General features: G+C 67.9%; 11 protein-coding genes. 1 reads left to right on the top strand and 10 read right to left on the bottom strand.

What is annotated here, in order from left to right; genetic code table 11:
- The 4 genes from ON19_RS41820 to ON19_RS13035 all read right to left on the bottom strand — a co-directional run bounded on the left by ON19_RS41820 (position 1) and on the right by ON19_RS13035 (position 5710).
- Positions 1 to 1590: a hypothetical protein gene (locus ON19_RS41820; protein ID WP_157229687.1), complete on the bottom strand. Its 1590-nt coding sequence runs from the start codon at positions 1588 to 1590 to the stop codon at positions 1 to 3.
- Positions 1591 to 1608: 18 nt separating this feature from the next.
- Positions 1609 to 3003 carry a hypothetical protein gene (locus ON19_RS13045; protein WP_227954774.1) on the bottom strand — a complete coding sequence of 465 codons (1395 nt, stop codon included), beginning with the start codon at positions 3001 to 3003 and terminating at the stop codon, positions 1609 to 1611.
- A gap of 323 nt (positions 3004 to 3326) precedes the next feature.
- Positions 3327 to 4307 carry a helix-turn-helix domain-containing protein gene (locus ON19_RS13040; RefSeq protein WP_043690810.1) on the bottom strand — a complete coding sequence of 327 codons (981 nt, stop codon included), beginning with the start codon at positions 4305 to 4307 and terminating at the stop codon, positions 3327 to 3329.
- Positions 4308 to 4465: 158 nt separating this feature from the next.
- Positions 4466 to 5710 (bottom strand): cytochrome P450 family protein, encoded by a 1245-nt coding sequence (locus ON19_RS13035; RefSeq protein WP_043690809.1) that lies wholly within the window; start codon positions 5708 to 5710, stop codon positions 4466 to 4468.
- A gap of 380 nt (positions 5711 to 6090) precedes the next feature.
- Between ON19_RS13035 and ON19_RS13030 the strand changes: the two genes are divergently transcribed.
- Positions 6091 to 6921 carry an LLM class F420-dependent oxidoreductase gene (locus tag ON19_RS13030; RefSeq protein WP_043690808.1) on the top strand — a complete coding sequence of 277 codons (831 nt, stop codon included), beginning with the start codon at positions 6091 to 6093 and terminating at the stop codon, positions 6919 to 6921.
- A 111-nt stretch (positions 6922 to 7032) separates the two neighbouring features.
- On the opposite strand, the gene ON19_RS13025 is transcribed toward ON19_RS13030, so the two are convergent.
- From ON19_RS13025 to ON19_RS13000, 6 genes are all read right to left on the bottom strand, one after another.
- Complete coding sequence (locus tag ON19_RS13025; RefSeq protein ID WP_043690807.1) at positions 7033 to 7698, bottom strand: hypothetical protein; 666 nt, start codon at positions 7696 to 7698, stop codon at positions 7033 to 7035.
- Positions 7699 to 7846: 148 nt separating this feature from the next.
- Positions 7847 to 9292 (bottom strand): aldehyde dehydrogenase, encoded by a 1446-nt coding sequence (locus ON19_RS13020; protein WP_043690803.1) that lies wholly within the window; start codon positions 9290 to 9292, stop codon positions 7847 to 7849.
- A gap of 14 nt (positions 9293 to 9306) precedes the next feature.
- A complete protein-coding gene (locus ON19_RS13015; protein WP_043690801.1) occupies positions 9307 to 9627 on the bottom strand; it encodes a DUF4286 family protein in 321 nt (106 codons plus the stop codon).
- A gap of 24 nt (positions 9628 to 9651) precedes the next feature.
- Positions 9652 to 10929: a metal-dependent hydrolase family protein gene (locus ON19_RS13010; RefSeq protein ID WP_043690800.1), complete on the bottom strand. Its 1278-nt coding sequence runs from the start codon at positions 10927 to 10929 to the stop codon at positions 9652 to 9654.
- Complete coding sequence (locus ON19_RS13005) at positions 10926 to 11258, bottom strand: hypothetical protein (protein WP_043690799.1); 333 nt, start codon at positions 11256 to 11258, stop codon at positions 10926 to 10928. Before ON19_RS13005 ends, ON19_RS13010 begins: the two co-directional genes overlap by 4 nt.
- Positions 11255 to 12083 (bottom strand): RHO alpha subunit C-terminal catalytic domain-containing protein (locus ON19_RS13000; protein WP_043690798.1); only part of this gene is annotated, 829 nt, incomplete at its 5' end. The genes ON19_RS13005 and ON19_RS13000, both read right to left, overlap by 4 nt.

Genomic DNA, 12083 nt, shown 5'->3' with positions numbered 1-12083 from the left:
CTACCCCCGCTGCGACGTCACGTCGACCAGCAACGCGTGCAGGGCTCGCGCCTGGAGGCTCGCCTCGTCGCCGCGCAGCACGACATCGGCGAACGCGGCACCGAGTGCCCGGCTCACGTCGAAACCGCCTACGTCCGCGGCGTCCCCGGCCAACTCGGCACGCCAGCGCCGGTAGCCGCTCACCACCTCGGCGAGTGTGCTGTTGCGTCGCCCCTCCAGACGCAGGTACTCCGCGATCAGGACGCGCTGTGCCTGCCTGCGTGCGAGACCGCCACCGGCGAAATCCAGTGCACGGCCGAATTCGCGGAGCGTCGCCAGGTAGATGCCCAGCTCCGCCGACTCGGCGTCGGACTCCGCCGTTCCGGTCGCTCGCCCCGACTCCTGCGCGGTCCTCTGGTCGAGGGTGATCGACCGACCGCCGCCCGTGCCCCGCGTATCGCGTGGTTCGACAGTCCACCACACCGGCGCCGATTCGGCATCGAGTTCCATCACCGCGACGACGTCGAGGGAGATCACCGGGTAGTCGGTGAGCACCCGGTCCACAGCGGCAACGAATTCTCGTACGACCGCCACCTGCAAGCCAGGGGTGTCGAATCCGGCCACCCGCACGCCGTGGTGCTCGGCCAGCGTCCGCGCCAGCCAGCCGACCATGGGATGGGTAACCGAGCGCGCGCCGGAGCGGCGCCGATCGCGCCCGCGCGGCGATTCGTCCGCGGGCTTCTGCTTCCGCGGCGGAGAATCGAACCGAGGACTCGAGGGTCTCGGCTGGGCACCTGCGGGTGGTCCGGCCGTTCTGGGCGGCTGCCCGGACCACGGGGTGTCTCGCCGTCCGACACCGCCCGGTGGGCCGACCGCTGCCTGCTGCCCGGCTGGGGCACGAGGTGAATCCCGGGTGGCGGCCGGGGGGAACACCGCCGGAGGGCGGCGACCGGGTTCTCCGACAGGCTTGCCGGAGTTACTGCTGCCCGGTCCGTCTACTCCCCTGGCCGCATCTCGGCCTGCCCGATCCGAAGGATCCCGCTGCGGACCGCCCTCCGGCGTGGGGCGTGGGCGTCCCGCGGACGCGTCCGGTGTCTGCGACCCGCCGGGAACGGATCGTTCGGTAGGGTCGGCGCGGTTCGTGGGATACGCCGGGTTCGGGGGATACGCCGGGTCTGCCGCTGCGGGAAAGGGCGCCACGGGATCGGACGTCACGGGCTGTGCGCCCGCGAGCGGGGACGTGCCCGCACTGCCGTCCGGCCACGGCTGCGCCGGCTCTCCGTTCGGCGCCAGGTCGTCGGCAGTAGCGCCGACCAGAGTGGCGCCGAACCTGTCCTGCGCTTCGAATTGGCTTGCCGCGTCCACCATTCCGGCGGACACACTGTGCAGGCTCTCCTGCATTGCCCGCAGATTGGCAAGCAACTGATCGGCATGCGGCTTGAACTCCCCGGCGAACGCGACACCCAGATCGTCGTCGCCCCAGCTGCCTTCGGCACGCGCCAGGGAATCGCGCAGTCCCGCATGAGTTTGCCCCACGCGATCCCCGAGTTCGCCCAGCCGCGCTCCCCGGTCCCGCAGGCGGTCCGGATCCAACCGAACTTCACCGTTCACGCCGCGATCCCCCTCCGGTCAGGCTCGGTCGTTGCCGCGCAGCCGGAACCGTCGCTCGAAACCGGTGACGAACACCGACAATGGCACAGACGTGGTCGAGCGCTCCACAACGCCATCGTCGGCGACATAGAAAACCGCACGGTCCAGAGCAATTCCACCGTCCGGCACCGGCGAACGCACCACCCAGCCCACGCTGACGCGATCGGCCCGCAACGTCGACAGCGGGTACCCCGTAGTGTCATAACCCTGTCGTCGGATGTGATCCCGGACGAGGTCGAGCGCGTCCGCTTCGCCGATCCCCTCGGCGTGGTTCGCGTCCAGGTCCGCCAGCACGAACTGGAACATCGCACCATCGATGTCGATGTCGATGTCGTCACCGAAGACCTGCACGATCGCCTCGCGAGTCACCGCACCGGCCTGTGCGGCCGACACCAACAACTCGACCGCGTCCGACGTACCACCCAACCGGTCGTCCAGCAGGTTGCCGACGACGCTCGCCACGGTGCCTACCGTCCACACTGCGGGCAGCGCCGGTGCGCACTCCGGGATCGGCGCGGACTCACCCCGGTACCACTGACCGGCCTCCCACCAGTAACAAAACGACAGCAAACCGGTTGCCGCCCGCGGATTGAGCGCCGGATCGGCCACCCAATCCGGCGCTCCCGCAAACAATTCCGGCATCGCCGCACCCGCGTTGTACGCGGCGTCCAGGACCGACGCGTCCCACACACCACCCGACAGCACGGCCCGGTCACCGGGCAGCAGCGTCAGGGTCGAACCGCTGCGTCCCGCGCCTTCGAAGATGCCCACCGACGGACCGATCCGCGGCCCCTGCCCCGACCCGACCGCCACGAAGGCCGCCGCCAGCACCGCCCACCGGGCCCACAACACGGCCAGCTCCGGCAGTTCGTTGTCCACGGCCACCGCCCGCACACCCGCACGCCGGTCCGCACGCATCGCGTCGGCGGCGGCGCGCGGTGACCGCGTCCGACGTTCGCCACGCCCGAGGTAGGCCGCCAGCCACACCGGCAGCCGATCTCGCGGATAGCGTTCCAAATCGGCGAGATAGGCCTCGGGTGCGAACAATTGCTCGCCGGGGAACGGCACCGCACCGTGATCGGCGGCGGCCTCGACATTGTCCGCATCGATGCGCACCAGCAACCGCCACCACGGCCCGCCGTCGGTCCGCGCCGACACCTGCCGATGCAGGCGCACCGCATCCCACACCGCATCCGGTACGGGGCACCGGACCGACCGGATACCGTCGTCGGCCACCAGCACCGCCGATTCGGCGACCACGGTCATCGCGAACCACGCCTCCAGCCGCTGCGACCCGGACGGCGCCACCGCACGCAGACCGTGCGCGATCCGATCGGCCAACCCGGCGAGATCCTCATCCCCCGCCTGCGTCACGGCACTCTCCGTGCTCCGGGAACGACAGACGGGCCCAAGCCCCGGAGGCGCGTATGCGCGACCTCGACCGCGAGCAGTTCACGAGCAGTTCCCCCAAATCGCCTGAATCGGTTCGTCGTCAGGATTCGGAATGTCCCAGGCTGAAGATTTCGCACTTCGCGTCCCGGCGCAATGCCGATATTTACCAGCCATGGTAAGCCCGTCGGGTCGGTGATCCTCCCCACAGTCGATCCCGGCCGTTCGGCCGCCATCCCCAGGCTCGGTCTCGACCTCGGTCGGGTCCGAAGACTCGTCCGGCACGGCGCCCCTCGGCAGGGTACGGGCTATCCCCTGGTGCCTATACCGAACAGCTCTTCGCGCAGCTGGGCCGGGGTTTGCCCGAACTGCCGTTGGAATGCCTCCCGGAACCTACGTGTCGTGGTGAAGCCGACCTCGGAGGCGATCCTGTCCATGTCGATGGGCAGTGGAGTGGACAATCGCTGACGTGCGAGGTCGAGGCGGACCTTGCGCAGCATGGCGCCCGGTGTGCGGCCTTCGGTCGCCTTCAACACGGTGTGCAGCGTCTTCAGGGACATCCCGCACATTTCGGCGATGACTTCCGGCGTCACCGTGGGGTCGCTCGCCTTCTGTTCTATGAGGATACGTGCGCGTCGAGCGTCCTTCGCGCGTTCGATTTCCTTCTCGGTTCCTGTCAGCGTGACGGCTCGTTTCGGGGTGAGTCCCCCCTCGAGCAGCGTCAGCGCACTGGAAAATGTGTAGGTGAAATCCGCTGTGGTCCACTGTTCTCGGCTGTCGGCGAGTTGACGGACCACTCTATCGAGCGCGCGCACCACGGGACGCGTCTCATCCAGCGCGAGCGGGGCGTCTCCGGGGCGGACGAGGCGGACCGATTTCTCGGGGACGGTCATGATCAACGCACGAATTGTCTCGTCGTGTGTCATGTACACAGGGCTGCCCCAGTGAAAGAGGCAGATTTTGCCCGGGCGGAATATTTCCTTGGAATCACCCTGTGCGAGTTTGAAACTCCCTTCCAGCGGGATGAGGAGCCGGTAGCCGTAGTCGCCGTCGCAGCGCACATCTCGTCGCGAGCGCTGGTAGTCGAGGGCGCTGGATTCGAATCCGACGATGTGGAATTCACCGACGCTCTGGCCGAGCGCCGATGAGCTGAAGTCGTCGTCGTGGAAGGCGAGCCCCACTGTCCCCTGCCAGGTATGGAGCCAGTCGTGCCAGCGCGCGGCCCGGTCGGCCTTCGACTCGTCTCGGCGCATGTCGAAAGGGACCTGCCGGTATTCCGGATCGGTCATGCGGAAACCCCTTTCGCACACCGCCGCAAGCTACGAAACCGACCACAAACCTACAAGAAGGTCGTCGAGGTGCCGAGTCGCGGTGACGGGGGATCCGGTGGTGTGGTCGATCACTGAGGGGGTGCCGGCCCCAGCAGCGCCCGCAGCGATCGCCTGGTCTACGGATTGCCGCCCGGACGGATCGGCGGGCTCTTGGGGAAAATGACCGGAAGCGAGGACAACGCCCGGTGGAACGGCCCCGGCCGCCATTGCAACCGGGACGCAGGCACTGCCAACTTCATCTCGGGTAGGGCATCCAGCAGCTGGTCGATCGCGTCCTGCACGATCAGCTCGGCGACCGAGCGTGCGGGGCAGGCGTGCGGGCCCGTACCGAACGCCAGATGCGACCGGTTGTCGGTGACATCGCCCGTCCGGATGGCAGGGTCGTTGTTGCAGGCGGCCATGCTGATCAGGACCGGCTGATGGGCCGGCAGCCAGGAGCTGTCGATGAGAACCGGCTGCCGCGGATAACTGATGCAGTAGTTCGACATCGGCGGATCGTTGGACAACACCTCGTCCAGCGCATCCCGCGTCGGCTTACTCCCGTCGAGCACCCGGCCCGCGAACCGCTCGTCGGTCAAGAGCAGCAGTATGGTGTTCACGATCAGATTCAGCGGCGGTTCGATTCCGGCGCCGTACAGCAGCACCAGCTGGTGCAGTATCTCGTCGTCGTCCAGCCCTACCGGATGCTCGATCAGCCAGCTGGTGACATCCGCGCCCGGATAGATGCGTTTGAACCGAGTCAGTTCCACCATCGCCTCGGACAGCATCTGATTGCCGCGCTCGGCATCGACGGTGTCGAAGATCGCCGCCATCCCGATCGCCGCGCGTTGGCTTATCAGGGAAGGGCTGCCGAGCAGCGCATTGAGTGTGCCGAAGATAACGGGCAGCGCGTACTGGCTTACCAGATCGCAGTGCCCGTCCTCGCGAAACGAGTTGATCTGCGGGATGGCGATCTGCTCGATGGTCGTGTGCAGCCGGTGCGGATCGACCTTGCCGAGCGCACTCGCTGCCGCCGACCGGTACCGCGTATGGTCTTCGCCTGCGCTGCGAATGGGGTTGGGCCGCCACTCCATCATGGGCCGGATCGGACAGTCGGCGGGAATGTCGCGTTCCCAGATGCGCGGATCGGCGGGGAAACGCTCCGGGTCGTGGAGGATTCGCAGTGCAGTGTGATATCCGATCACCAGGGTGGCCGGGACACCTGGCGCCAGGTCTACTGGGGCCAGCGAGCCGAAACGGCGGCGCATCTCCCGGTAGAACCTGTGCGGATCGGCCGCGAATTCTTCGGAGTAGAGACGCACTCGCGGAGCGTCGAAGTCGCCCGGCGACGCTATCGGGAGGGTTTCGGTGTCGGAAATCATCACTGGTTCCTATGGGGTTGTCGAAGTTGCCGCCGACCGCGGGGTCGTGAACCGGCAGGCCGGGGGTTGCCTTCACGTCGGCCCCGGGGCCGCTCACGAATGTGAGTCCACCGGTGGCGCGTGGGCTGACCCAAGTCCGGACAGGTCGATGTCCTCCTGTGTGGAGACTGCCGAAATCGTTTCTCGCACAATAGGTTCCGGCAACGTCCGGTCTCTACCGTTTTCTTGTAAGTTTGCGGACATTTTTTGTAAGGCGCATGGTCGGCCCGAGACCGTCGGCGTGCCGCTACACCGTGGCGCCGCTGGGATCTACCGGCGCTGGCACAGTTGAATGGGGAGCGGTATCCGGATGGACGACGGCAACAGGAAGGTTCACGTTCATGGCGATCGATGGTCTCGGACGGTTCGGAGTATGGCGCGGCTACCGCGGGTTCACCCCCGAGGACGCCGCTGAACTGGAAAAGCTCGGTTACAGCGCGCTGTGGCTCGGTGGATCGCCGCCCGCCGACCTGCCGGTGGTCGAGTCTTTGCTCGAGGCGACGGAAACACTGATCGTCGGCACCAGCATCGTAAATATCTGGACGGCCCCGGCGAACGCCGTCGCCGAGTCGTTCCACCGGATCGAACAGCGCTTCCCCGGTCGTTTCCTGCTCGGTATCGGCGCGGGCCATCCGGAAGCCGATAAGCCGTACGAAAAACCCTTCGACGCGCTGGTGCGATACCTCGACGAGCTCGACGCGGCCGGGGTGCCGAAGGACCGGATGGCGCTTGCCGCGCTCGGGCCGAAGGTGCTCGAACTGTCGCGCGACCGCACCGCGGGCGCGCTGCCGTATCTGGCCCCGCCCGAGCACACCACGCGGGCGCGCCAGATCCTGGGCTCCGCCCTGCTGGTCGCGGAGCAGAAACTCGTGCTCGACGACGACCCACAGCGGGCCCGCGAGGTCGGCAGGCAGATGGTGGAAATGTACCTCGGCCTGCGCAACTACGTCTCGAACCTGCGGCGTCTCGGCTTCTCCGAAGAGGATGTGACCAAACCGGGCAGTGACCGTCTGGTCGATGTGCTCACAGTGCACGGCAGCCCGGTGGAGGTCACCGGGCAACTGGTCGAGCATCTGAAAGCGGGTGCCGACCACGTCGCGCTGCAGGCGTTGGGCGAGGACTACCTGGGCTCGCTGCGCCAACTCGCGCCGCTGCTGACGGCGGCCGACTGAATCACCGCGGGGACGGTACGGCCGTACGGCCTGCGAGATGGGCAGGTAGCGGGAAGCCGTTGGGTCAGAGCGCCGGCCGTTCCGGCGAATACGTCACCGCAACGGCCCCTCTCACTTGCCGCTGGTGAGGGATGTCGCGAGGGAGGTGAGACCCAGGATGCGGTGCAGCTCTTCGTGACGTGGCCGCATGACGGTTCGAAATGTCTCCGTGGTCGCGGCGGGGCCGGCGTCGGGATCGATGGCGAGCATTGCCCGTTCCTTGAATGCCGCGCCCGCCAGACTGACTCGGTGCTGCGCCGGGTGCAGGTGGCCGGCCGCGTCCGACGGGTGGTACGGGCCCCAATGCACCGTCACCGAACCGTCGGAGTGCGGGTGGTCGATCGCGCGACCGCCCGGAACTCCGGTGAGGTGTTCCGAAGCGTTGGATGCGATCACGTGCGGGTTGACCTCACGGGTGATCGTGGTGGGCTCGCTGCCGGGTTCGAGGACGACCGCGCCGAGGATCTCCAGTCCGCGCACGCCACTGGGATCCGGAATCGACACCACCACATCCCATCCCGTGGCGCGGAGGTCGAACAGCCAGCCACCGGTGTGACGGACGACCTCCGCGGCGGAGCCGCCGACCACCAGCAGGCGATAGCGCAATCCGCACCGGCGGAAGTGCGCCCGCCATCGGTCCAGCGAGTAGAGGACGGAGCTCTGTCCGGGGTCGCGGCCGCGCTGTGCCTCGCCCTGTTCCTGCCTGGGTCTGCTTCCCTTCCACGGATTGCCGGTCATCGCCGCGGCAGGCCCTGCACGCGCTGGGCGATGACAGTGTGCAAGCAGTGCTCGGACCGGCCGCTGGAGACGTGGTCGGTGGTCACCACATCGGTAATGAGTTGCACGATATTCCTCCGGCGGTTTTCTGTCCGGGCGCGGGAGGTTCTCATCCGACGCCGGACACGGATTTGGTGGTCAGGTATCCGGCCAGCCCCTCGCGGCCGAACTCGCGGCCGATGCCGCTGGCCTTGACTCCGCCGAAGGGCGCTACGGGGTCCATGCTGTAGGCCTGGTTGATGCCGAAGCTTCCGCTGCGGATTCGGCGCGCGACCGCGAGCGCTCGGTCCGGTTCACTCGACCAGACAGAGCCCGACAACCCGTAGTCGGTGTCGTCGGCGATCGCGATCGCGTCCTCGTCGTCCTCGTAGGGGATGACGGTCAGGACGGGGCCGAAGATCTCCTCGCGGGCGATCCGCATCCGAGGGTCGACATCGGTGAACAGAGTCGGGCGGACATACCATCCCCGGTCGCAGCCGGTCGGCATGTCCGTGCCGCCGACGGCCGGATGCGCGCCCTCGCGGATTCCGGTGTCGATGTAGTCGCGCACCCGGGCCTGCTGACGCCGGGACACCAGCGGACCGATGTCGGTCGTCTCGTCGAAGGGGTCACCCACGCGCAGCGCCCACACCATCTCGCTCAGTGCCTCGACGTACTCGTGATACCGGCTGCGGGGCAGCAGAATCCGGGTCTGCACCACGCAGGCCTGCCCCCCGTTCATGAGCGCGGCCACCTTCATCCCCTCGGCGACATGCACGGGGTCGGCGTCGTCGAGCACCACCGCCGCCGATTTGCCGCCCAGTTCGAGGCTCACCCGGCGCAGCGCGGGCGCACACGCGGCGGCGACCTGGCGGCCCGCGGCGGTGGAGCCGGTGAACGACACTTTGTCCACACCGGGGTGGGCGACGAGATACGCACCGATATCGCGGTCGCCGGGCAGGATGCTCACCACTCCCGGCGGAAGACCGCTGTGCTGCAACAGATCGGCCATCAGGTAGGCGTCCAGGGGCGTTTCCGGGGAGGGTTTCAGCACCACGGTGCATCCGGCCAGCAGCGCCGGGATCAGCTTGGCGACGGTGAGGAACATCGGCATGTTCCACGGCACGATCGCCGCGACAACGCCGACGGGCTCGTGACAGACCAGGATGTCGGCGCCGAAGTATCCGGGCCGGGTCTCCTCCCACGGATAGTTCGCCGCGATGTCGGCGAGCGAGCGCATCATGACGCCGGGGAGCCGGGCGTGCGCGGAGCGCGAGAATCGTAGGGGTGCGCCCATTTCCGCGGTGATCAGTCGCGCGAGTTCGTCCTCGCGCTGGGTGTAGCGGTCGATGAGGCCGCGGACGATGCCGATGCGCTCCTCAGCGCCGAAGCGCCGCCACGGGCCGTGGTCGAAGGCTTCCCTGGCCGCGGCTACGGCAAGGTCGACGTCGCGGATGTCCGGCGCCGCGAGCCGCGCGATCACCGTTTCGGTGTGCGGTGAGACCACCTCGAAGGTGTGGTCGGTGCTGGGCGCCCGCCATTGGCCGCCGATGAACAGGCTGGTGTGTTCGCGCATCGGACAGTCCGGGGTCAGGGCCGGTAGGCGGCGATGTCGCGCAGCAGCCGCACGACCGGTGGCGGATCCACTTGCAAGCCCACCGGCGCGGACATCTCCCCGGAACGGGACTTCTGTCCGAGTGCCGCGCGCACGGCCTCGAGGTCGTCGGCCTCGATTTCGTAGAGGGCGATGTAGCTGGGGTCGCCGTCGACGGTGGCGAGGCGGCGGGCGGCGACGACGCCGTCGAGCTTGCACATCTCGGCGAGGTGGGTGTTCTCGTACCAGTCGTGGTAAGCGGCGGCCTCCTCGGCGGAGTTCGGACGCGATTCGACGAAGAGAATTCCGGTGGGCATCTGCCTTCTCCTGGCGGTGAGGGATTATCGGGCGGGCACGGCGGCGGCGATGTCGGCGGTCGTGTTCTTGTGCACGACACCGCCTTTCATCACGAACCGCACTTGTTCGGTGACGGTGATGTCGCGGGTGGGATCGCCGGGAACGGCGATGATGTCGGCGAGCAGGCCGGGGGCGAGCCTGCCCCGGTCCTCGGCGCCGACGAGTTCGGCGCTGGTGACGGTGGCGGCGCGCAGCGCTTGGGCGGGGGTCATCCCGCGATCGACCATCGCCCACAGCTCCTTGGCGTTGTCGCCGTGCGGAACGGCGGGAGCGTCGGTGCCGCAGGCGATCTTGACTCCGGCCTCGATGGCTTTGCCGAGCATGCGCCGCGCCTTCGGGAACACGGTCGCGGCTTTTTCCCGCAGGGCGGGCGGCGCCTTGGACACGTCCAGGCCCTCGGACAGGTAACTGGTCGGGACCAGGAACGTGCCGTGTTCCACCATCATGGCGATGGTGTCGTCCGTGGCCAGCGAACCGTGTTCGATGCAATCGACGCCGGCCTGGATGCAGGCGCGGATACCGGCGTCGCCGTGCGCGTGGGCGGCCACCTTCAGACCGGCGCGATGGGCTTCGTCCACGATGGCGCGCAGTTCCTCGTCGGAATACTGCTGGGTGCCCGGAGCGGTGCTGTGCGACATGACCCCGCCCGACGCCGAGATCTTGATGACTCCCGCGCCGTACTTGATCTGATACCGCACCGCGTGCCGCACCTGGTCGACGCCGTTGGCCAAGCCCTCCTCCACCGACAGCGGCATGATGTGCGGGGCCAGGCGCTGGAACATGGTGGGATCCAGGTGTCCCCCGGTCGGTGTGATGGCGTGGCCCGCCGACACGATCCGCGGGCCGGGAAACCAGCCCTGCTCGATGGCGCGGTGCAGGTCGACATCGAGCAGGTATCCACCGGTCTTGACCATCAGCCCGAGGTTGCGGACGGTGGTGAAACCGGCCAGCAGCGTCGTGCGGGCATTGATCGTGGCACGCAGCGTGCGATACACGGGATCGTCCTGCACCCCGTGCATCGGGCTGGGCAACCCGGAAGGATTCTCCGGGCCGCCGATGAGCAGGTTGATCTCCATGTCCATCAGCCCGGGCAGCACGGTGGTGTCGCCCAGGTCGAGCACCGTGGCGTCGGCGGGTTCCACGGTGGGGTCCACCGCCTCGATGTATTCGCCGCGCACCACGATCACGGCGGGAGTGTGTACCTCGCCGGTCACCACATCGACCCAGCGGGCGGCCCGCAGCACGATGGTCTCGGTACTCATGGCCGTGGCTCGATCAGGCAGTCGAGCATCGCCGCGCCGGAGTCGGGGACGCGAGGCTGGCTCCACACCTCCACCGGGAACGAGACCATCACCATCGAGTACAGCAGCCACAGCAGGCGCCGGGCGTCGTCGGGCAGCTCGTCGAGCGCGAACTCGTCGAGGTATTTCAGCGCCGCTTCGGCGCGCGGGGTGATCGCGTCGTAGAAGCGCTGCATGTCCTCCATCGAGCTGGCCAGACGCCGGGCGTAGCGTTCGGGTTCGGTTTCCAGGCACCAGATTTCGGCGAAGGGTTCCAGGTCGGCGAACTCCGCAGGCAGCAAGGCGCTCATCGGGTGCCCACCTCGGTGTGCTCGTCACGGTAGGACTGGACCCACTCGCCGGCGACCTTGTGCAGGTGGCGCAGCAGAATCTCCTGGTCGTTGAGGGGGAATGTGGTGACGGCGCGCGATTCGAGCATGGTCTGCGTGGCTTCGAGGGTGTTGCCGTCCTGCAAGGCGTACTCCTTGAAGGTGACCGCCGCCATCTCATGGGCGACTCGTTCGCGGGGGGTGCGCGCGGGCACGAAGTACAGGTTGCCCTCGAAGATGTGACGGTTGTGTGTGGTCGGCCAGTAGTGGTAGGTCAGGTACCAGCCGCCGGACCAGATGAGGATCACGAAGTTGGGCCACAGCTGGAAGGAGTCCAGCCCCCACGGGTCACATTTCGCCGGGTTCAGCCCCGGCGGCATCGGGCCCAGTTCCGGCTTCTCCCATGGCCCGAACAACCCGCTGCGGGTGATGTCCTCCATGGGCTTGCGCATGGTGGGGTCGAGTTCCCAGGCGACCACGCCGGAGGTGCTGACCAGCCGGTGCGGACCGTCGAGCTGGTAGTGCGGCGCTTCGAATCCGGCCTGCTGGGCGGCGGTGGAGTAGTTGTCCGGCGTCTGCTTCGCATGCAGCACCGGCGCGTGATAGAACTCCTGGAAGGCGTCCATGTACAGCTTCCAGTTGGCACCGACCTCGGCCCGGTAGTAGTAGCGGTCGGTCATGCGGTCGAAGGGGTAGCCCTCCAGCGCGGTGACCATGGGGCCGAGGAATTCTCGCAGTGTTTGTGGTGGTTGAGCGGCGAGGTTGACGAAGATGAATCCCGCCCACACCTCGCAGTGCACCGGAGCC

It is taken from the genome of Nocardia abscessus NBRC 100374 (genome assembly GCF_000308455.1).
GTDB classification, from domain to species: Bacteria; Actinomycetota; Actinomycetes; order Mycobacteriales; family Mycobacteriaceae; genus Nocardia; species Nocardia abscessus.
Note: the sequence above shows the minus strand (reverse complement) of the source record. Positions and strands in the feature narration are given on the sequence as shown.

Bases quoted from the DNA above. Each gene is read 5' to 3' on its own strand.
- ON19_RS13040 (WP_043690810.1), bottom strand. From the start codon at position 4,307: ATGACCGATCCGGAATACCGGCAGGTCCCTTTCGACATGCGCCGAGAC.
- ON19_RS13035 (WP_043690809.1), bottom strand. From the start codon at position 5,710: ATGATTTCCGACACCGAAACCCTCCCGATAGCGTCGCCGGGCGACTTC.
- ON19_RS13030 (WP_043690808.1), top strand. From the start codon at position 6,091: ATGGCGATCGATGGTCTCGGACGGTTCGGAGTATGGCGCGGCTACCGC.
- ON19_RS13025 (WP_043690807.1), bottom strand. From the start codon at position 7,698: ATGACCGGCAATCCGTGGAAGGGAAGCAGACCCAGGCAGGAACAGGGC.
- ON19_RS13020 (WP_043690803.1), bottom strand. From the start codon at position 9,292: ATGCGCGAACACACCAGCCTGTTCATCGGCGGCCAATGGCGGGCGCCC.
- ON19_RS13015 (WP_043690801.1), bottom strand. From the start codon at position 9,627: ATGCCCACCGGAATTCTCTTCGTCGAATCGCGTCCGAACTCCGCCGAG.
- ON19_RS13010 (WP_043690800.1), bottom strand. From the start codon at position 10,929: ATGAGTACCGAGACCATCGTGCTGCGGGCCGCCCGCTGGGTCGATGTG.
- ON19_RS13005 (WP_043690799.1), bottom strand. From the start codon at position 11,258: ATGAGCGCCTTGCTGCCTGCGGAGTTCGCCGACCTGGAACCCTTCGCC.